Annotated in this window: 17 protein-coding genes; 9 read left to right on the forward strand and 8 right to left on the reverse strand. The window is 69.6% G+C overall.

Annotated features, from left to right (window positions below; all coding sequences use genetic code 11):
- Positions 1 to 61 precede the first annotated feature (61 nt).
- The 3 genes from TSO221_RS06730 (at position 62) to TSO221_RS06740 (ending at position 4954) form a co-directional block, all read left to right on the forward strand.
- Entirely contained in the window at positions 62 to 2974 is a 2913-nt protein-coding gene (locus TSO221_RS06730) for a 2-oxoglutarate dehydrogenase E1 component (RefSeq protein WP_109117713.1), read from the forward strand.
- A gap of 37 nt (positions 2975 to 3011) precedes the next feature.
- Entirely contained in the window at positions 3012 to 4265 is a 1254-nt protein-coding gene (odhB, locus tag TSO221_RS06735) for a 2-oxoglutarate dehydrogenase complex dihydrolipoyllysine-residue succinyltransferase (protein WP_109117714.1), read from the forward strand.
- 152 nt (positions 4266 to 4417) lie between these two features.
- Positions 4418 to 4954 carry an HD domain-containing protein gene (locus tag TSO221_RS06740; RefSeq protein WP_109117715.1) on the forward strand — a complete coding sequence of 179 codons (537 nt, stop codon included), beginning with the start codon at positions 4418 to 4420 and terminating at the stop codon, positions 4952 to 4954.
- Between the two features lie 12 nt (positions 4955 to 4966).
- On the opposite strand, the gene TSO221_RS06745 is transcribed toward TSO221_RS06740, so the two are convergent.
- Complete coding sequence (locus TSO221_RS06745; RefSeq protein WP_109117716.1) at positions 4967 to 5848, reverse strand: LysR substrate-binding domain-containing protein; 882 nt, start codon at positions 5846 to 5848, stop codon at positions 4967 to 4969.
- Between the two features lie 92 nt (positions 5849 to 5940).
- On the opposite strand from TSO221_RS06745, the gene TSO221_RS06750 reads away from it, so the two are divergent.
- A complete protein-coding gene (locus TSO221_RS06750; protein WP_109117751.1) occupies positions 5941 to 6690 on the forward strand; it encodes a sulfite exporter TauE/SafE family protein in 750 nt (249 codons plus the stop codon).
- A gap of 108 nt (positions 6691 to 6798) precedes the next feature.
- Here TSO221_RS06750 and TSO221_RS06755 read toward each other — a convergent pair whose 3' ends face one another.
- From TSO221_RS06755 to TSO221_RS06780, 6 genes are all read right to left on the reverse strand, one after another.
- Positions 6799 to 7620, reverse strand: coding sequence for a ferritin-like domain-containing protein (locus TSO221_RS06755; protein ID WP_109117717.1), 822 nt, complete (start codon positions 7618 to 7620; stop codon positions 6799 to 6801).
- Between the two features lie 172 nt (positions 7621 to 7792).
- Positions 7793 to 8212, reverse strand: a complete 420-nt coding sequence (locus TSO221_RS06760; protein ID WP_109117718.1) for a F0F1 ATP synthase subunit epsilon — start codon at positions 8210 to 8212, stop codon at positions 7793 to 7795.
- An 85-nt stretch (positions 8213 to 8297) separates the two neighbouring features.
- Positions 8298 to 9746, reverse strand: a complete 1449-nt coding sequence (gene atpD, locus TSO221_RS06765) for a F0F1 ATP synthase subunit beta (protein WP_109117719.1) — start codon at positions 9744 to 9746, stop codon at positions 8298 to 8300.
- A 59-nt stretch (positions 9747 to 9805) separates the two neighbouring features.
- Positions 9806 to 10696, reverse strand: a complete 891-nt coding sequence (locus TSO221_RS06770) for a F0F1 ATP synthase subunit gamma (RefSeq protein WP_109117720.1) — start codon at positions 10694 to 10696, stop codon at positions 9806 to 9808.
- A 74-nt stretch (positions 10697 to 10770) separates the two neighbouring features.
- Positions 10771 to 12300, reverse strand: coding sequence for a F0F1 ATP synthase subunit alpha (atpA, locus tag TSO221_RS06775; RefSeq protein WP_109117721.1), 1530 nt, complete (start codon positions 12298 to 12300; stop codon positions 10771 to 10773).
- Positions 12300 to 12869 carry a F0F1 ATP synthase subunit delta gene (locus tag TSO221_RS06780; protein ID WP_109117722.1) on the reverse strand — a complete coding sequence of 190 codons (570 nt, stop codon included), beginning with the start codon at positions 12867 to 12869 and terminating at the stop codon, positions 12300 to 12302. Before TSO221_RS06780 ends, atpA begins: the two co-directional genes overlap by 1 nt.
- A 318-nt stretch (positions 12870 to 13187) precedes the next feature.
- On the opposite strand from TSO221_RS06780, the gene TSO221_RS06785 reads away from it, so the two are divergent.
- The gene (locus tag TSO221_RS06785) at positions 13188 to 13511 is read left to right on the forward strand and encodes a hypothetical protein (protein WP_109117723.1); all 324 of its coding nucleotides are present in this window, start codon (positions 13188 to 13190) and stop codon (positions 13509 to 13511) included.
- 303 nt (positions 13512 to 13814) lie between these two features.
- Here the strand turns inward: TSO221_RS06785 and TSO221_RS06790 are convergent, their stop codons facing one another.
- A complete protein-coding gene (locus TSO221_RS06790) occupies positions 13815 to 16043 on the reverse strand; it encodes a primosomal protein N' (protein ID WP_109117724.1) in 2229 nt (742 codons plus the stop codon).
- 103 nt (positions 16044 to 16146) lie between these two features.
- Between TSO221_RS06790 and fsa the strand changes: the two genes are divergently transcribed.
- The 4 genes from fsa (at position 16147) to TSO221_RS06810 (ending at position 20416) form a co-directional block, all read left to right on the forward strand.
- Positions 16147 to 16803, forward strand: a complete 657-nt coding sequence (gene fsa / locus TSO221_RS06795) for a fructose-6-phosphate aldolase (protein WP_109117725.1) — start codon at positions 16147 to 16149, stop codon at positions 16801 to 16803.
- 34 nt (positions 16804 to 16837) lie between these two features.
- Entirely contained in the window at positions 16838 to 17551 is a 714-nt protein-coding gene (locus tag TSO221_RS06800) for a DUF484 family protein (RefSeq protein WP_109117726.1), read from the forward strand.
- Positions 17552 to 17561: 10 nt separating this feature from the next.
- On the forward strand, positions 17562 to 18518 hold the full coding sequence (locus tag TSO221_RS06805; protein ID WP_109117727.1) for a tyrosine recombinase XerC: 957 nt from the start codon (positions 17562 to 17564) through the stop codon (positions 18516 to 18518).
- 134 nt (positions 18519 to 18652) lie between these two features.
- The gene (locus TSO221_RS06810; RefSeq protein WP_109117728.1) at positions 18653 to 20416 is read left to right on the forward strand and encodes a hybrid sensor histidine kinase/response regulator; all 1764 of its coding nucleotides are present in this window, start codon (positions 18653 to 18655) and stop codon (positions 20414 to 20416) included.

Below are 20416 nucleotides of genomic sequence, written 5' to 3' on the forward strand. Positions count from 1 at the left end.
GGGGCCTCTTTGAAAAAGAACAAACTCTAGGGAACCGGGCGCTCAGCCCGAGGCGAAAACCATGTCGGTGAATCTGGAGAAGTCCTCGTTCCTGTTCGGCGGGAACGCACAGTACGTGGCCGAACTCTACGCCCGCTTCCTGAAGGACCCGGCCTCGGTGGATCCGAGCTGGAACGGTTTCTTCAAGGAGATGGACGACGATTCGCGCGCCGTCCTCGACGAACTGCGCGGCGCGTCCTGGTCGCTGCCGGAGGAGATCCTCCTGGGCGCGGCCGATGAGACCGCGGCGGCCGCCACGACGGCGCTGACGGGCCCCGGCAACGGCGGCCTGGTGCAGCACGTCCAGCAGGTGTTCGGCGGCGTCACGCACGAGCAGATGCGTCAGGCGGTGCTCGACTCGATCCGCGCGCTGATGCTGATCCGCGTCTACCGCGTGCGCGGCCACATGAACGCGCACTTCGACCCGCTGGGCCTGGAGAAGCGCGAGCCGCACCCCGAGCTGGACCCGGCGACCTACGGCTTCGGCCCGGCCGACATGGACCGGCCGATCTTCCTGAACTACTCGCTGGGCCTGGAAAGCGCCACGCTGCGCCAGATCCTCGACATCCTGAACAAGACCTACTGCGGCACCATCGGTGTCGAGTTCATGCACATCCAGGACCCGGAAGAGAAGGCCTGGATCCAGGAGCGCATCGAGAGCGGCCGCAACCACACCGACTTCACCGTCAACGGCAAGCGCGCCATCCTGGAGCGCCTGACCGCGGCCGAGGGCTTCGAGAAGTTCCTGCAGGTCAAGTACACCGGCACCAAGCGCTTCGGCCTGGACGGCGGCGAGTCGATGATCCCGGCGCTGGAGCAGATCCTGAAGCGCGGCGGCCAGCTCGGCATGAAGGAAGTGGTCGTCGGCATGGCCCACCGCGGCCGCCTGAACGTGCTGACCAACTTCATGGGCAAGCCGTTCTCCGCCGTGTTCTCGGAGTTCCAGGGCAACCCGTCGAGCCCTGAGGACGTGCAGGGCTCCGGTGACGTGAAGTACCACCTGGGCACCTCGTCCGACCGCGACTTCAACGGCAACATCGTCCACCTGACGCTGAACGCCAACCCGTCGCACCTGGAGTGGGTGAACCCGGTCGTGCTCGGCCGCGTCCGCGCCAAGCAGCAGCAGCGCAAGGACTTCGAGCGCAACGAGGTCATGGGCATTCTGCTGCACGGCGACGCGGCGTTCGCCGGCCAGGGCATCGTCGCGGAATCGCTGGGCCTGTCGGAGCTGCGCGGCTACCGCACCGGCGGCACCGTGCACGTCATCATCAACAACCAGATCGGCTTCACCACCAACCCGCAGTACTCGCGCTCGGGCATCTACTGCTCCGAGATGGCGAAGATGGTGATGGCGCCGATCTTCCACGTGAACGGCGACGACCCCGAGGCGGTGGTGCACGTGTCGCGCATCGCCGTGGAGTTCCGCCAGCGCTTCAAGCGCGACGTGGTCATCGACATGGTCTGCTACCGCCGGCACGGCCACAACGAGGGCGACGAGCCGGGCTTCACCCAGCCGATCATGTACAAGGTGATCCGCTCGCACCCGACCGCCCGCGAGCTGTACGCCAAGCAGCTGGTGGCCGAGAACGTCGTCACCCAGGAAGAAGCGGACCACATGGTCACCGACTTCATGAAGCGCCTGGAGAACGACTACGAGGCCGCCAACACCTACAAGCCCAACAAGGCCGACTGGCTGGAGGGCAAGTGGTCCGGCCTGGAGGCCGCCAAGCTGGACGAGGAGCACCGCGGCAACACCGCCGTGCCGCTCGACGTCCTCAAGGAGGTCGGCCTGAAGCTGTGCGAGATCCCGCAGGGCTTCGCGCTCAACTCCAAGATCGCCCGCCAGCTCGACGCCAAGAAGAAGTCCGTCGAGTCCGGCGAGAACATCGACTGGGCGACCGCCGAGGGCCTCGCCTACGGCACGCTGCTGGCCGAGGGCACGCCGGTGCGCCTGTCCGGCCAGGATTCGGGCCGCGGCACCTTCTCGCACCGCCACGCGGTGGTCTACGACCAGAACACCGAAGAGAAGTACATCGCGCTCAACCACATCCGTAAGGATCAGGCGCCGTTCGAGGTGCACGACAGCCCGCTGTCGGAAGCCGCGGTGCTCGGCTTCGAGTACGGCTACTCGCTGGCCGAGCCGAACGAGCTGGTTCTGTGGGAGGCGCAGTTCGGCGACTTCGCCAACACCGCGCAGACCATCATCGACCAGTTCATCTCGTCCGGCGAGTCGAAGTGGCTGCGCATGTCCGGCCTGGTCATGCTGCTGCCGCACGGCTACGAGGGCCAGGGCCCCGAGCACTCCTCGGCGCGTCCCGAGCGCTTCCTGCAGATGTGCGCCGAGGACAACTGGCAGATTTGCAACATCACCACGCCGGCCAACCTGTTCCACGCGTTCCGCCGGCAGGTCCGCCGCAACTTCCGCAAGCCGATGGTGCTGCTGTCGCCGAAGTCGCTGCTGCGCCACAAGCTGTGCGTCTCGCCGCTGTCGGAGTTCACCGGCAGCAGCCACTTCCGCCGCGTGCTGGGCGAGGCCGCGACCGATCTGGCCGCCAACGACAAGATCCGCCGCGTCGTGCTGTGCACCGGCAAGGTCTATTACGACCTGCTGGCCGAGCGCACCGCGCGGGGCATCAAGGACGTGGCGATCGTCCGCGTCGAGCAGCTGTACCCGTTCCCGCGCTCGACCCTGACCGAGGAGTTTGCCAAGTACCCGAACGCCGACGTGGTGTGGTGCCAGGAGGAGCCGGAGAACCAGGGCTACTGGCACTTCATGGACCGCCGCATCGAGGGCACCCTGAAGTCGATCGAGCACAAGGCGGCCCGCCCGAGCTACGTCGGCCGCGAGGCCGCCGCGGCGCCGGCCACCGGTCTGCTGAAGCGGCACAACCTCGAACAGGCCAAGCTGATCGACGCCGCGCTGACGGTTCGCTGACCCCCAGGACATAAAAAAAGAGGACGCAAGAGGAACCATGGCTACCGAAATCAAGGTCCCCACCCTGGGCGAGTCGGTCTCCGAGGCCACCGTCGCCCGCTGGCTGAAGCCGGTCGGCGCGTCGTTCAACGCCGACGAGCCGCTGGTCGAGCTCGAGACGGACAAGGTGACGCTGGAGGTCAACGCGCCGGTCGCCGGCACGCTGGCCGAGATCGTCGCTCCGGAAGGCGCCAACGTCGGCGTCGCCGCGCTGCTCGGCATCATCACCGAGGGCGCGGTCGCCACCGCCGCCGCGGCCGCCCCGGCCCCGGCGAAGGCTGCGGCCCCGGCCGCCGCGCCGGCTCCGGCTCCCGCCGCCAAGGCCGGCGTCGAGCCGCTGCCGGCCGCCCGCAAGATGATCGAGGAGAAGGGCCTCGACGCTTCGCAGATCGCCGGCACCGGCAAGGACGGGCGCGTCACCAAGGGCGACGTCATCGACACGCTGGAGAAGCCCCAGGCTCCTAAGGCTGCGGCTCCCGCCGCGGCTCCGGCCGCCGCCCCGGCGCCGAAGGTCGTCTGGGCGCCGGGCACCCAGGGCGAGCGTCCGCGCGCCGCGCAGGAGGAGCGGGTCCGCATGACCCGTCTGCGCCAGCGCATCGCCGAACGCCTGAAGGAGGCGCAGAACACCGCCGCCATGCTGACCACCTTCAACGAGGTGGACATGTCGGCGGCGATGGCGCTGCGCAACGAGTACAAGGACTACTTCGAGAAGCGCCACAAGGTGCGCCTCGGCTTCATGTCCTTCTTCGTGCGCGCCGCGATCCAGGCGCTGAAGGAGATCCCGGCGGTGAACGCCGAGATCGACGGCACCGACCTCGTCTACAAGAACTACTACGACATCGGCGTCGCCGTCGGCACGCCGCAGGGTCTGGTGGTTCCCATCGTGCGCGACGCCGACAAGATGAGCTTCGCCCAGATCGAGGGGAAGATCGGCGAGCTGGGCAAGAAGGGCCGCGACGGCAAGCTGTCGATGGACGAGCTGACCGGCGGCACCTTCACCATCTCGAACGGCGGCGTGTACGGCTCGCTGATGTCGACGCCGATCATCAACCCGCCGCAGTCGGCCATCCTCGGCATGCACAAGACCATGGACCGCGCGGTCGTGATCAACGGCAAGGTCGAGGTGCGCCCTATGATGTACCTGGCGCTCTCCTACGACCACCGCATCATCGACGGCAAGGAAGCGGTGACCTTCCTGGTGCGCATCAAGGAGTGCATCGAGGATCCGCGCCGCCTGCTGCTGGACGTCTGATCCCAGGCTCCGGCCAAACTACGAAGGGCGCCCGCGAGGGCGCCCTTTTCGTTTGCGCGCCTGGGGCGGATCGCCGCAGTTGATCCGCCGCAATCTCCCGGCAACATCAACGCGGTAAGCTGGTCCGACCAAGAGGACACGGGAGATCCCGAATGACCGACACCTCCATCGTCACGTCCGCCCTGCGCTTCGCGGCGGAGACCTACGAGGGCAGCTTCCGTCCGGACGCCAGCCCGTTCGTGACGCACCTCAGCGAGACGGCCGATCTGGTCGCCAAGGCCGGCGGTTCGCTGGACGAGGTCGCCGCCGCGTGGCTGCACGACATGGTCGAGGACGGGCACGTCAGCCTCGACGCCATCCGCGAGCGCTTCGGCGACGCGGTCGCCGCGCTGGTGGCCGGCGTCACCGACCCCGACGACATCCTGGGCGCCGCCACCATCCAGGAGCGCAAGGCGGCGCAGGCCAGGCGCCTCGCCGGCGCCCCGGCCGGCGCCAAGCGCATCAAGATGGCCGAGCAGATCTCCATCCTGCGCGCCCTCACCAAGGAGCGTCCGCGCTCCTGGTCGCTGGAGCGCAGCATCGGCTACGTCGAGGGCACCCGGCACGTCGCCGACACCTGCCGCGAGGTCAGCCCCTTCCTCAACGAGCAGTTCGCGGCGGCGCACGCCGCGGCGGAGAAGGCGCTGTAATCACCCGCGCGCTCACGCCCGCAGTTCCTCCACCAGCCGGCGGGCGTGCAGCGGCAGGTCGTCGAAGCGGCGGGCGCACAGCGTCAGCCGCCGCGGCGCCCAGGGATCGGTCAGGCGCACGACGCGGATGGCCATGGTGCGGCGATGCCGCCGTGCCGCGGCCTCCGGGCCGATGCCGATGCCCACGCCGCGCTCCACCAGCCGGCACAGCGCGTCGAAACCGCCCACCCGGACGCGGAAGGCCAGGAAGCGCCCGGCCCGCGCGGCATGCTGATTCAGGTGTTCCTGCAGCGCGCTGCCGGGGTTGAGCCCGACGAACGGCTCGCCCATCACCTCGCGGAAGGTCACCGTGCGCCGCGACGCCAGCGGGTGCTCGCGCGACGTCACCACCACCAGCTGGTCCTCGCGGAACGGCAGCGTCTCCAGATCCCCCAGCGCCACCGTGTCGGCGACGATGCCGAGATCCGCGAGGCCACCCGCCACCGCCTCGACGATGGCGTGGCTCGGCCGCTCCTCCAGGTCCACGTCGACGTTCGGGTGGGCGGTCAGGAAGCGCGCCAGCGGGTCGGGCAGGAATTCCGCCGCCGCGGCGGTGTTGGACAGCAGCCGCACGCGCCCCTTCAGCCCCTTGGCGTAATCGCCCAACTCGCCGCGCATGCGTTCGATCTGGTGCAGCACCAGCGTCGCGTGGTGGACCAGCGCCCGTCCCGCCGGCGTCGGCTCGACGCCGCGGCGCCCCCGCTCCAGCAACGCCACGCCCAGCGCCTCCTCCATCCCGCGCACCCGGGCACTGGCCGAGGCGAGCGCCAGATGCGCCCGTCCGGCACCCGCGGTGATGCTGCCGCACTCGGCGATGTGCAGGAACAGGCGCAGATCGGCAAGGTCGAAGCGCACGCGGGGGCCTCCTCTAGGCTTCGGTTTCTCCGAAGGCTGGCTGCGGATGTCCCACATTGTGCCGCGGCCGGTCGCGGATCAAGCTCCGCGGCATGAACAGCCTCATCCTCCTGACGTCAGCCGGCTTTATCGCCGGCACCATGAACGCCATCGCCGGCGGCGGCTCCTTCGTCACCCTGCCGGCGCTCATCGGCGCCGGCGTGCCTTCGGTGGCGGCGAATGCATCGAGCACCGTCGCGCTGTTCCCCGGCAGCCTCGCCAGCGCGGTCGGCTACCGCGCCGAGTTCCGCCCGTTCGAGGGCGTCGGCACCGGTGCGCTGTCGGCGGTCAGCCTGGCCGGCGGCATCCTCGGCGCGCTGCTGCTGCTGGCGACCTCCTCGGCGACCTTCAACGGGGTGGTTCCCTGGCTGCTGCTGACGGCCACCCTCGCCTTCGCGTTCGGCCGCCGGGCCGGCGCGGCGCTGCGGCGGGTGGTCCGCCTGGGGCGCGGGCCGCTGCTGGCCGTGCAGTTCCTCATCGCCATCTACGGCGGCTATTTCGGCGGCGCGGTCGGCATCATGATGATGGCGGCGTGGAGCGTCTTCGGCATCGACGACGTGCGGGCGATGAACGCGGCCAAGACGCTGCTGGTCGGCGTCACCAACAGCGTGGCGGTCCTGTGCTTCGTGGCGGCCGGCGCGGTGCACTGGCCGGAGACGCTGGCGATGCTGGCCGGCGCGGTGGCCGGCGGCTACGCCGGCGCGCGGGTCGGCCGGCGCCTGAACCCGGCGCACGTCCGCGTCGGCATCACGCTGCTGAACGTGGCGATCACCGCCGCCTTCTTCCTACGCGGCGGGAGCTGAGATGCGCCGCCGCCCCGATCCCGACGGCGAGATCTTCGTCGACATCGCCGTGGCGCTGGTGGTGGTGCTCAGCGCGCTGGCGCTCCTGAGCGCGTGGGGCGGGTAGGTTTACGCCGCCTTCGCCGACGCCCGCGCCTTCCCGGCGATCAGCCACCACGCCACCTTGGTCGCCATCTTGAATGGCGTGGTGTGCGGCTTCAGCCCGCAGGCCTTGAAGACCATGGCGATGGCGCGCTCCACGTGCGGTTCCTGGTAGCGGCCCCAGGCGCGCTTGGCATAGGCCGCGTTGAAGGTCTTGCGTTCGTAGGGCACCCCCTCGGCGGCGTTGGCGGCGTAGTAGGCGTAGGCCAGCTCGTCGTCCTCGGTCTCGCCGATGCGGGCGAGCGCCACCTTCAGGCGCTGCCACGTGCTGAGACGCTCGGTCTCCAGGTAGCGCTTGGCATAGCCGTAGAACAGCTTGTAGTGGCGCAGCTCGTCGGCGGCGACGTTGCGGCAGATCAGCTTCAGCAGCGGCTCGTCGGTCGAATCGGCGATGGCCGTGTAGTAGGAGCTGGTGCCGGTCTCCACCATGCAGCGGGCGATCAACTCGCCGCTGCGCGAGCCGCGGATCGACGCGGTCAGGTCGATCGGCACGCGGTAGCCGTCGCGGAAGCGCCGGACGGCGCGCTCGAAGTCGAAGGACGGGTCCACCAGCTCGGCCCAGCGGCCGAGCGCGCGGCCGTGCTGCACCTCCTCCACCGCCCAGTCGTGGGCGGCCTGCTGGAAGTCGGGGTCGTCCTTGAAGACGTTGCAGAGATAGGCGGTGTAGTCGTCGGCGTTGAACTCGACCAGCGCCGCCGCCTTGATCAGCGGCACCAGTTCGGGATCGATCCGGCTGCGGTCCAGGCTGTCCCAGGGAAGGTCCTCGTACCGCCAGTGCAACGCCGCCATGACCGCTCCCCTTCCCCAAGATCCGGGCCCCGGATTCCGGGTCCCGAAACGAAAGCGCCCCCCGACCACGTCGGAGGGCGTCGCAACCCACAAAACTATGTATGGGCTTGATTCCGCAATGCAACGGGAGCGCTCCGGTCCACGTTGCCGCAGGCCGGAAACGTTTTCCCGGTCAGTGCGCCGTGCTGCCGGCGCTGGCGGCGTCGAGCTTGGCGCGGGCGACGGCCAGCTTGGCCTCCACCTCGGCGCGCTCGGCGTCGGACTTGGCGTCGTCCAGGTCTTCCGAGAGGTCCTTGACCTCCTGCTCGACCTTGCCGCGGTCGATGTCGGCGAGCGGCAGCGCCTGCTCGGCCAGCACCGTGCAGCGGGTCTCGGTCACCTCGGCGAAGCCGCCGGCGACGAAGACGCGGTCGATGATGCGGTCGCCCTCGTAGACGTCGATGACGCCCGGACGCACGGTGGAGATCATCGGCGCGTGACCGGCCAGCACGCCGAAGTCGCCTTCGGTGCCCGGGACCACGACCATGTCCACCGGCTGCGAGGTCAGCAGCTTCTCCGGCGACACCAGTTCGAATTCGACTTTATCGGCCATGCGACAGGGGCTCCCTCGACCCGCCCTCCCGCCGTTGCCGGACGGGAGGGGGTTGCCGTTTCAACTTAGAGGACCAGAGGAGGCCTTAGGCGGCCTCGGCGGCCATCTTCTTGGCCTTGGCGACGGCCTCGTCGATGGTGCCGACCATGTAGAAGGCGGCCTCCGGCAGGTGGTCGTAGTCGCCGTTCACGATGCCCCGGAAGCCCTTGATGGTCTCCTCGATGGACACCAGCACGCCCGGGGTGCCGGTGAACACCTCGGCGACGTGGAAGGGCTGCGACAGGAAGCGCTGGATCTTGCGGGCGCGGGCGACGACCAGCTTGTCGTCTTCCGACAGCTCGTCCATGCCCAGGATCGCGATGATGTCCTGCAGCGACTTGTAGGTCTGCAGGACGCGCTGCACGTCACGGGCGACCTTGTAGTGCTCGTCGCCGACGACGCGCGGGTCGAGGATGCGCGAGGTGGAGTCGAGCGGATCCACGGCCGGGTAGATGCCCAGCTCGGCGATCTGGCGCGACAGCACCGTCGTGGCGTCCAGATGGGCGAACGAGGTGGCCGGGGCCGGGTCGGTCAGGTCGTCGGCGGGCACGTAGATGGCCTGCACCGAGGTGATCGAGCCCTTCTTGGTGGTGGTGATGCGCTCCTGCAGCGTGCCCATGTCGGTCGCCAGCGTCGGCTGGTAACCCACCGCCGACGGAATGCGGCCGAGCAGCGCCGACACCTCGGAGCCCGCCTGCGTGAAGCGGAAGATGTTGTCCACGAAGAACAGCACGTCCTGGCCTTCCTCGTCGCGGAAGTACTCCGCGACCGTCAGGCCGGTCAGCGCGACGCGGGCGCGGGCGCCCGGCGGCTCGTTCATCTGGCCGTACACCAGGGCCACCTTGGAGCCCGGGCCGTCGAGCTTGATGACGCCCGACTCGATCATCTCGTGGTAGAGGTCGTTGCCCTCGCGGGTGCGCTCACCGACGCCGGCGAACACGGAGTAACCGCCGTGCGCCTTCGCGACGTTGTTGATCAGCTCCATGATGAGCACGGTCTTGCCCACGCCGGCGCCGCCGAACAGGCCGATCTTGCCGCCCTTGGCGTACGGGGCCAGCAGGTCCACGACCTTGATGCCGGTGACCAGCACTTCGGCTTCGGTGGACTGCTCGACGAACTCCGGGGCCGCGCGGTGGATCGGCGACACGGCCTTGTTGCCGACCGGGCCGCGCTCGTCGATCGGCTCGCCGATGACGTTGATGATGCGGCCGAGCGTCTCGGGGCCGACCGGCACGGCGATCGGGGCGCCGGTGTCGACCACTTCCTGACCGCGGACGAGGCCGTCCGTGCTGTCCATCGCGATGGTGCGCACGGTGCTCTCGCCCAGGTGCTGCGCGACCTCGAGAACCAGGGTCTTGCCCTCGTTCTGGGTGTGCAGCGCGTTCAGGATCGCCGGCAGGTCGCCGTCGAACTGCACGTCGACGACGGCGCCCGTGACCTGGGTGATCCGGCCGCTGGTGTTGGTGGCGGCCTGGGCCTCGGTGTTCTTAGCCATGGGGTAAAGCTCCCTCGGAACTCGAATGTGTCAAACGAAACCGCGGATCACGCAGTGCCTCAGATCGCCTCGGCGCCGGAGATGATCTCGATCAGCTCCTTGGTGATGTACGCCTGGCGCGTCCGGTTGTAGGTCAGCGTCAGGCGGTTGATCATGTCGCCGGCGTTGCGGGTGGCGTTGTCCATCGCGGTCATCCGCGCGCCCTGCTCGGACGCGGCGCTCTCCTGGAGAGCGCGGTAGACCTGGATCGACAGGTTGCGCGGCAGCAGTTCGGCGAGGATCTGCTCCTCGTCCGGCTCGAACTCGTAGATTGCCTTCGCCTCGCCCGAAGCCTCGTCGTCGGCGGCCGTGTCCGGCACCGCGAGCGGAATGAGCTGCTGGACGGTGACGATCTGCGTGATCACCGACTTGAACTTGTTGTAGATGACCGAGCAGACGTCGAACTCGCCCGCCTCGTACATCTCGTTGACCTTCTTGGCGATCCCGTCGGCGTCGGCGAAGGACAGCTTGCGGCGGCCGACGTCCTCGTAGGTCTCGATGATCAGCGAGGCGTAGTCGCGGCGCAGCTGGTCGCGGGCCTTGCGGCCGACGGTCATCACCTTCACCGTCTTGCCCTCGCCCTGAAGGCGCTGGATCTGACGGCGCGCCTCGCGGACGATGGAGCCGTTGAAGCCGCCGCACAGGCCACGGTCGGAGGAAATGACAACGAGAAGCTGCACCTGGTCGGAGCCCGTGCCCGTCATCAGCTTGGGGCCGCCGGCCCCGCTCTGGATGTTGGCGGCGAGCGACGCCAGCATGCGGCCCATGCGCTCGGCGTAGGGGCGGGACGCCTCGGCCTGCTCCTGCGCGCGGCGGAGCTTGGAGGCGGCCACCATCTTCATGGCCGAAGTGATCTTCCGCGTCGATTGGACGCTGGCGATCCGGTTCTTGAGGTCCTTGAGGCTAGGCATACCGGCCCTTCATCCCGCGAGAGTTCCGCAACCGAACGTCCGGGGCCTCGCGGCCCCGGACTTCTTGGTTCAGATCAGACGAACACCTTGGTGAAGCCCTCGAGGAAGCCCTTGAGCTTCTCCTCGGTGGCCGGGCTGATCGCCTTCTCGGTGCGGATGGCGTTCAGGATGTCGGCGCCCTTCGAGCGGATCTCGTCCAGGTACTTCTTCTCGAAGCGGGTGACGTCCTCGACCTTGATCTTGTCGAGGTAGCCCTTCACGCCGGCGAAGATGGAGACGACCTGCTCCTCGACCGGCAGCGGCTGGTACTGGCCCTGCTTCAGCAGCTCGGTCAGGCGGGCGCCGCGGGCCAGCAGGCGCTGGGTCGAGGCGTCGAGGTCCGAGGCGAACTGCGCGAAGGCGGCCATCTCGCGGTACTGGGCGAGTTCCAGCTTGATCGAGCCGGCGACCTGCTTCATCGCCTTGATCTGCGCGGCGGAGCCGACGCGCGACACCGACAGGCCGACGTTGATGGCGGGACGGATGCCGCGGTAGAACAGCGTCGTCTCGAGGAAGATCTGGCCGTCGGTGATCGAGATCACGTTGGTCGGGATGTACGCCGACACGTCGCCGGCCTGCGTCTCGATGATCGGCAGCGCGGTCAGCGACCCGGCGCCGTGCGTGTCGTTCATCTTCGCCGCGCGCTCGAGCAGGCGGCTGTGCAGGTAGAACACGTCGCCGGGGTAGGCTTCGCGGCCCGGCGGACGGCGCAGCAGCAGCGACATCTGGCGGTAGGCGACGGCCTGCTTGGACAGATCGTCGTACACGATCACGGCGTGCATGCCGTTGTCACGGAAGAACTCGCCCATGGTGCAGCCGGTGTACGGCGCCAGGAACTGCATCGGCGCCGGCTCGGACGCGGTCGCGGCGACCACGATCGAGTACTCCATGGCGCCGGCGTCTTCCAGCGACTTGACGATCTGGGCGACCGTCGAGCGCTTCTGACCGACGGCGACGTAGATGCAGTAGAGCTTCTTGCTCTCGTCGTCGCCCTGGTTGATCGGCTTCTGGTTGATGAAGGTGTCGAGCACGACGGCGGTCTTGCCGGTCTGGCGGTCGCCGATGATCAGCTCGCGCTGGCCGCGGCCGATCGGCACCAGGCTGTCCACGGCCTTCAGGCCGGTCTGCATCGGCTCGTGCACCGACTTGCGCGGAATGATGCCCGGGGCCTTCACCTCGACGCGCTTGCGCTCGACATCGACCAGCGGGCCCTTGCCGTCGATCGGGTTGCCGAGGCCGTCGACCACGCGGCCCAGCAGGCCCTTGCCGACCGGCACGTCCACGATGGTGCCGGTGCGCTTGACGGTGTCGCCTTCCTTGATGTCGCGGTCGTTGCCGAAGATCACGACGCCGACGTTGTCGGTCTCGAGGTTCAGCGCCATGCCCTTCAGGCCGCCGGGGAACTCCACCATCTCGCCGGCGCGCACGTTGTCCAGGCCGTGCACGCGGGCGACGCCGTCACCCACCGACAGAACCTGGCCCACCTCGGCGACGTCCGCCTCGGTCCCGAAATTCGCGATCTGCTGCTTGAGGATCGCAGAGATTTCTGCGGCGCGGATATCCATCAGACTTGTCCCCCTGAGGCCTTCATGGCGAGTTGCAACTTGTCGAGCTTGGTGCGCACCGAGGTGTCGACCATGCGCGAGCCATATTTCACGATCATGCCGCCGATCAGCGCCGGATCGACGGTAACGCTCACCGTCACCTTGGAGCCGACCGACTTCTTGAGGGCGTCGGTGACCGCCTCGACCTGCGCGGCGGACAGCGGCTTGGCGGCCGTCACGTGCGCCGTGGTCTCGCCGCGACGCCGCGCCAGCTCGGCCAGATAGCCGTTGATCATGCCCGGCAGCGCAAACAGCCGGCGGTTCTTCGCCACCAGCCCGATGAAGCGCTTGGTCAGATCCGACACGCCGGCGCGGTCCAGAACCGCGGCCATGGCACGCCCCTGCTCGCCCCGGCTGATCACCGGGCTCTGGACGAGGCGGCGAAGGTCGGCGCTCTCGGCAAGGAGTTGCTTCAGCGCGGTCAGATCGCCTGCGACCTGATCGAGCGCCTTGTTGTCATCCGCAAGCTCGAACAGCGCCGTGGAATAGCGGCCGGAGAGCTCGGAAACGCCTGTACCTTCGGAAGCCACCTGATCCCTCGAATATGAGTTCGGTAGACGGTGAATTTTCAGGGCCTTAAGGAGAGGTGATGTGCTTGTTGCGACGGCCCCGGCCGCGAAAGCGAGCGGTCCAATATCACAGGAATCGCCTATGCGCAACCGAGTCTGGACAGTTTCCGTGCAACGAATGGGGGTATCCGACGGAAGCCGTATGAATGCCTCGGAAAAAGGCAACTTTCGGCCGGCCGGGACACCACCCGGGGCTGTGAATTCGGCAAGACCTTAACTCCTGGTTAACCAATCGGGGCCACCGTCCCGGCACGTTTTCCGCGATCCGTGTGCCCCGTCATGACCGTCGTCGCCTTTTCCTGCGCCCGCTTCACGCCCGCCGACCTCGACGAGTTCGGGACGGTGGCGGAGCCCAAGCTGCGCCTCGGCCACTGGGCGGGGATCATCCGTGAGAGCGGACGCGACTACGACCGGCTGCTGGTGATGCTGCCGGGGGTCGAGCGCGCGGTGTTCCGCTTCGAGCGCGACGGCACCGGCCGCTACACGCTGGCCTTCAACGACCGCGCCGGCTGGTACGGCATCGGCAACGGCGCCACGGCGGCCGAATGCCTGTCGATCTGGCGCCCGCGCAGCCGCGCCGTGCGCGCCGACGCGGTGGTGTAGCGCCAAATCCGCGCCCCGAGTCGGTGTGCGCTGCACGCGGCGCGTGTTGCCGGCGGGAGCTCTCTGCATTATATTCTGGAGGGAGGAGGCCGGGGTTCTGCCCCGACCTCCCACCTTAGGTAAGGTACTCGACGGCCAGGTGAACCGCAAAGCCCCTCGCCGTCTTCCGTTTGATCGGCCGTCATCCCCGCGAAGGCGGGGATCCACAACTCCCAAAGCGCGTATCTGTGGAGGGTATGGATCCCCGCCTTCGCGGGGATGACGGTTGAGAAGAGTGCGCGTCACGCCAAGCGCTGCATCGCCTCACAAAAAGCTGTACGGATCCACGTCCACCTGCACGCGCACCGCGGGCGGCACCTCGACCTGCTCCAGCCAGTTGGCGATGAGTGATTGGATGGGTGTGCTGCGCGGCGCCTTCAGCAGCAGGCGGCGGCGGTGGCGGCCGCGCAGCAGGGCGAGCGGCGCCGGCGCCGGCCCCAGCACCGCCACCGTGTCGGAGCGCGGCGCAGCGCGGCCGAGCGCCATGGACACGCGGTCGACCAAAGCCGCGTCCTCACCCGAGACGATCAGCGCCGCCAGCCGGCCGAACGGCGGCATCGCCGCCTCCAGCCGCATCTCCGCCTCCAATTGATAAAAGCCGTCACGGTCGCCGGCGGCCAGCGCCTGCATCACCGGATGCTCGGGCATGTAGGTCTGCAGGTAGACGGTGCCGGGCCGCTCGCCGCGGCCGGCGCGGCCGGCGACCTGATGCAGCAATTGATAGGTGCGCTCGCCCGCCCGCAGGTCGCCGCCGGCCAGCCCGAGGTCGGCGTCCACCACGCCGACCAGCGTCAACATGGGGAAGTGGTGGCCCTTCGCCATCACCTGAGTGCCGATGACGATGTCCAGTTCGTGGTCGGCGATCTTGCGGATCATCTCCTGGATGGCGCGCGGGCCGAACAGCGTGTCCGACGCCATGATGGCGGCGCGGGCGTCTGGGAACAGCTCGGCGACCTCCTCGGCGATGCGCTCGACACCGGGGCCGCAGGCCGCCAGGGTGCCGTGCTCGCCGCAGTTCGGGCAGGCCTCGGGCAGCGGCTGCGCCAGCCCGCAGTGGTGGCATTGCAGCTTGCGGGCGAGCCGGTGCTCGACCAGCCACGCCGTGCAGTTCGGGCATTGCAGCCGGTGGCCGCAGGCGCGGCACAGCGTCAGCGGCGCGTAGCCGCGGCGGTTCAGGAACAGCATGGCCTGCTCCCCCTCCGCCAGCGTCTCGGCCAGCGCCTTCTTCAGGCCGGGCGCCAGCCAGTGCCGCGGCGGCGGCCGGTCGGCGCGCAGGTCGATCAGCTTGACGTCCGGCAGCATGGCGCCGCCGTGCCGGCCCGGCAGGTGGACGCGGACGTAGCGGCGGCTGTCGGCGTTGACCTGCGTCTCCAGCGCCGGCGTGGCGGAGACCAGCGCGATGGGGATCTGCCCCAGATGCGCCCGCGCCACCGCCATGTCGCGGGCGTGGTAGATGGCGCCCTCCTCCTGCTTGTAAGCGGCGTCGTGCTCCTCATCGACGATGATCAGGCCGAGGTCCCGGTACGGCAGGAACAGCGCCGAGCGGGCGCCGACCACCACCGGGATCTCGCCCTTCGCCACCGCGCGCCACGTGTCGCGCCGCGCCGCCCCGGTGAGGTCGGAGTGCCACTCGGCCGGCGGTGCGCCGAAGCGGCGGGCGAAGCGGTCGAGCCACTGCGCCGACAGCGCGATCTCCGGCAGCAGCACCAGCACCTGCCGGCCCTGCTCCAGGCAGGCGGAAATCGCCTCGTAATAGACCTCGGTCTTGCCGGAGCCGGTGACGCCGTCCAGCAGCACGGTGGCGTAGGCGCGCGCCTCCACCTTCTGCCGCAGGAAGTCGGCCGCCGCCCGCTGGTCGGGCGACAGCGTCGGCCCCGGCCGGTTCCATTCCGGGTGCGGCGACACCGACGCGGGCTGGAGCAGCACCGGCTCCAGCATCCCGGCCTCGGCCAGCCCGCGCACCACGGTGACGCCGCAGCCGGCCTCGTCCGCCAGCTCCGGCGCCGTGCGCGGCGGCCCGTCGTCAAGCAGGGCCAGCACGCGCTTCCTCGCCTCGGTCAGCTTGAAGCCGGGCGGCGGCTCGGCGGCGCTGCGGTGGTAGGCGATGGTGGGCTTCGGCGGATCCAGCGCGGCCGGCACGCTGACCGCCATCTTCAGCACCATGCCGGGCATGGTCATGGTGTAGGCGGCGACCCAGTCGATGAAGCGGCGCTCCACCTCCGGCATCGGCGGCACGTCGAAGCGGCGCACGACGGGCTTCAGGCGGCCTGACTCCACCGTTCCGCCGCCCGGCCCCCAGACCACGCCGATCACCCGGCGCGGCCCCAGCGGTACCTCCACATAGTCACCGGGCTGCAGGTCGAGCCCCGACGGCACGCGGTAGTCGTACGGCTCGCGCAGCGGCAGGGGCAGCAACACGCTGACCCGCGGCGCGACCGGGGGCGTGTGGCCGAGGAGGTCGGCGGGGGCGGAACTGGCGTGCGAAGCGCGCATACGTTAGACTGCCTTTCGGACGATGCGCCCGGTGCCGCTGTTGTGGTAGGGGGTGCGCTCGCGGGCAACCCCGCCACACCGACTCACGTATGGACCCGTCATCATGAAGTTCTTCGTCGACACCGCCGACATCGCCGAGATCCGCGATCTGGCCGACTCCGGCCTGTTGGACGGCGTTACCACCAACCCCTCCCTGGTCGCCAAGAGCGGCCGCAAGTTCCTCGATCTGGTGGCCGAGATCTGCGAGGTGGTCAACGGCCCGGTGAGCGCCGAGGTGGCCTCCACCGATTTCGAGACCATGCTGCTCGAGGCGCACAAGATCGCCAAGATCTCCCACCGCGTCGCCGTGAAGGTGCCCCTGACCCCGGCCGGTCTCAAGGTCTGCAAGATCCTGTCGTCGGAAGGGACGATGGTCAACGTCACGCTGTGCTTCTCGCCGGCGCAGGCGATCCTCGCCGCCAAGGCCGGCGCCAGCTTCGTGTCGCCGTTCGTCGGCCGCCTCGACGACATCGGCCAGGACGGCATGGGGATCATCCAGGACATCTGCGAGATCTACCGCAACTACGACTACTTCAAGACCGAGGTGCTGGTCGCCTCGATCCGCAACCCGGTGCACATCGTGAAGGCGGCGCGCCTGGGCGCGCACGTCGTCACCGCGCCGCCGTCGGTGCTGAAGCAGCTCTTCGCCCACCCGCTGACCGACAAGGGCCTCGCCACCTTCGTCGAGGACTGGAAGAAGACCGGGCAATCCATTCTCTAAGGATGGCGATCCTGTAATCGGTAGGGAGCACCGCATGGCCCGCGATCCGGGACCCTCGCCCAAGGTGGCGCCGACCCTCACTGCCGAGGACGTCTGCGCCTACCTGCGCGAGCATCCGGACTTCCTGGTCCAGCATCCCGAGCTGGTCGACCACCTCACCCCGCCGACGCACGACCGCGGCCGGGGGGTGGTCGACCTGCAGGCCTTCATGGTGGACCGGCTGCGCGGCGACATCCGCGCGCTGAAGGACCAGCAGCGCGAGCTGATCACCACCACCCGCGCCAACCTGAACAGCCAGAACCGCATCCACGCGGCGGTGCTGTTCCTGCTGGACGCGCAGAACTTCGAGCAGTTGATCCAGACCATCGCCACCGACCTGGCGGTGCTGCTCGACCTCGACGTCGCCGGGCTGGTCGTCGAATCGAACGGGCTGGACATCCCGCACGTCCACCGCACCGGCGTGCGCGTGGTCGAGCCGGGAATGATCGACCAGTGGCTGGGCACGCGCGACGTGGTGCTCGCCGCCGACACCCCGGGCGATCCGGAGCTGTTCGGCCCCGGCGCCGGCCTCGTGCGCTCGCAGGCGCTGATCCGCCTGCAGATCTCCAGCGAGACGCCGGAGGGCCTGCTGGCCTTCGGCTCGCGCGACCCGGAGATGTTCCACCCCGGCCAGGGCACCGAGCTGGTCTGTTTCCTCGCCCGCGTGGTCGAGCGCTGCATCCGCTCCTGGCTCGACCTCCCCGCATGATCGGGCCGGCATGAGCCAACCCGATCCGGTCCTCGGCTTCTCCGCCCAGGCGGACGTGCAGGACGCGCTCGCCCACTGGCACCGCTGGCTGGTGAGCGAGAAGGCCGTCTCCCCGCACACGCTGTCCGCCTATACCGGCGACGTGGCGGAGTTCCTGAAATTCCTCACCGGCTACCACGGCCGGCCGCCGTCGATGAACGACCTGGGCGGGCTGAAGGCCACCGACTTCCGCGCCTGGCTGGCGGCGCGCGCCGGCGACGGGCTGATCGCGGCCAGCCGCGCCCGCGCGCTGGCCGCGGTGCGCAACCTGTTCCGCTGGCTCGACCGCTCCGGCCGGCTGCACAACGCCGCCATCGGCACGCTGAGCACCCCCAAGGCCAAGCGCCCGGTGCCGCGCCCGCTGACCGAGCGCGACGCCGCCACCCTGCTCGACACCGCGGGCAACGAGCCGGACGCGCCGTGGATCGGCCGGCGCGACCGCGCGCTGTTCACCCTGCTGTACGGCTGCGGCCTGCGCATCTCCGAGGCGCTCGACCTGCCGCGCAGGAACGCGCCGCTGGACGACACGCTGCGCGTGCTCGGCAAGGGCCGCAAGGAGCGCATGGTCCCGGTCCTGCCGGCGGTCAACGAGGCGGTGCGCGCCTATCTCGACGCCTGCCCGTTCGATCCCGGCCCGGACGGCCCGCTGTTCCTCGGCGCCCGCGGCAAGCGGCTGCAGCCGGCGATCGCGCAGCGCCAGATGCAGCACCTGCGCCACCTGATGGGCCTGCCGGAGACGGCGACGCCGCACGCGCTGCGCCACAGCTTCGCCACCCACCTGCTGGCCGGCGGCGGCGACCTGCGCGCCATCCAGGACCTGCTGGGCCACGCCTCGCTGTCCACCACGCAACGCTACACCGACGTCGAGGCCGAGCAACTGCTCGCCGTCTACAACGGCGCGCATCCCCGCGCGCGCAAGCGCGACTGAGAAAGCCGCGCGCAAGCGGGAGTGATCTTCCGCCGTCCGGCGCAACCGCCGGTCTCCGAATGCCCCTTGGTGGCGGTGCCGCGACCGTTTAGTCTGCTCTTCCGACGAAGCCGCGCAAGGATCGCTCCCGCCGCATGCACACCAAGCCCCGCATCGCCGTCGTCGCCTTCGCGCTCATGGTGGCGCTGCTGGGCGGCGTGCTGTGGGTCGCCGAGGCGTGGATCGACCACCGGGACTCCGTGCGCGACGCCCAGCGCATCGCCCAGGACGTGACGGCGCTGCTGGAGGAGCACGCCAAGCGCACGGTCGAGGCGAGCAATATCGTCCTCATCCACATCATCGACCAGATCCGCGAGCATGGGTACGAGGAGGTCGCGACCTCCGAGCGGATGTGGATCGACATCAAGGAGATGGCGGACCACCTGCCGCAGGTCGGCTGGATCTTCATGGCCGACGCCGGGGGGCGGTACGTCCTGTCGTCGCTGCAGCGTCCGGCACCCGAGGGCAACATCGCCGACCGCGCGTACTTCCGCGCCCACCGTGACGGCGAGACGGCCGTGGTGGTCGGCCCGGCGGTGCTGAACCCGGTGACCAGCCGCATCGTCTTCACCGTCAGCCGACGCGTGAGCGCGCCCGACGGCGCCTTCGCCGGGGTGGTGATGGCGGCCATCGACGCCGGCTACTTCCGCGACCTGTACCGCTCGCTGAACCTCGGGAACGGCGCGGCGAAGGCGGAGCTCGCCATCCTGCGCGACGACGGCGCGCTGCTGGTGCGCCACCCGATGGGCCCGGCGGACATCGGCACCAGCCTGCGCGACCGCCCGCTGTTCCGCACCCACCTGCCGCAGGCCGCGTCGGGCGTGTTCACCGAGGACGGCCCCAACGGCGAGCCGCGCCACGTCGCCTACCGGCACGTCGCCGGCCTGCCGCTGGTGGTGACCGCCGCGGTGGCGCACGCCGACGCGCTGAGCGAATGGCGCGAGCGCGTGCTGTGGACCAGCGCGCTGTTCACCGCCGCGCTGCTGTCGGTGATCGGCTTCGTGGCGCTGGCGCTGGGCGCCATCAACCGCGAGGAGACGGCGCGCCTCGCCCTGGTTCAGGCCAACAACAGCCTGGAGCAGCGCGTCGCCGAACGCACCGCCGAGCTGACCGCCGCCAAGGAGGACGCCGAGCGCGAAAGCCAGGCCAAGTCGCACTTCCTGGCCAACGTCAGCCACGAGCTGCGCACGCCGCTGAACGCCGTCATCGGCTTCTCCGACCTGCTGGCCAGCGGCCATCCCGGCCCGCTGACCGACAAGCAGCGCCAGTACCTCGACACCATCCACGCGTCCGGCAGCCACCTGCTGAGCATCATCAACGACATCCTCGACCTGTCGAAGATCAGCGCCGAGCGGTTCGAGCTGCACGAGCAGGAGGTGAACGTCGCGGTGCTCGCCACCGCCTGCCTGGACATCGCCCGCGGCCGCGTCATGGGCCGCGCCATCCGGCTGGAGGCCGCGGTGCCGCCCGGCCTGCCGCTGCTGTGGGGCGACGAGCTGCGGCTGAAGCAGATCCTCATCAACCTGCTGTCCAACGCCATCAAGTACACCGCCGACCCCGGCACGGTGACGGTGCGGGCCGAGCTGGGCCACGGCGGCGGCATGGTGATCTCGGTCGCCGACACCGGCATCGGCATGAGCGCGGAGGAGATCCCGCGGGCGCTCAGCATGTTCGGCCAGATCGAGACCGGCCTCGCCCGCAAGCACGAGGGCACCGGCATCGGCCTGCCCATCGCCAAGGCGCTGACCGAGCTGCACGACGGCCACCTGCTGATCGACAGCACGCCCAGCGTCGGCACCACCGTGTCCCTGCACTTCCCGCCGGCGCGCGTGGTGATGGCGGGGGAGATGACGGGGTAG

Source organism: Azospirillum sp. TSO22-1 (assembly GCF_003116015.1).
GTDB lineage: Bacteria > Pseudomonadota > Alphaproteobacteria > Azospirillales > Azospirillaceae > Azospirillum.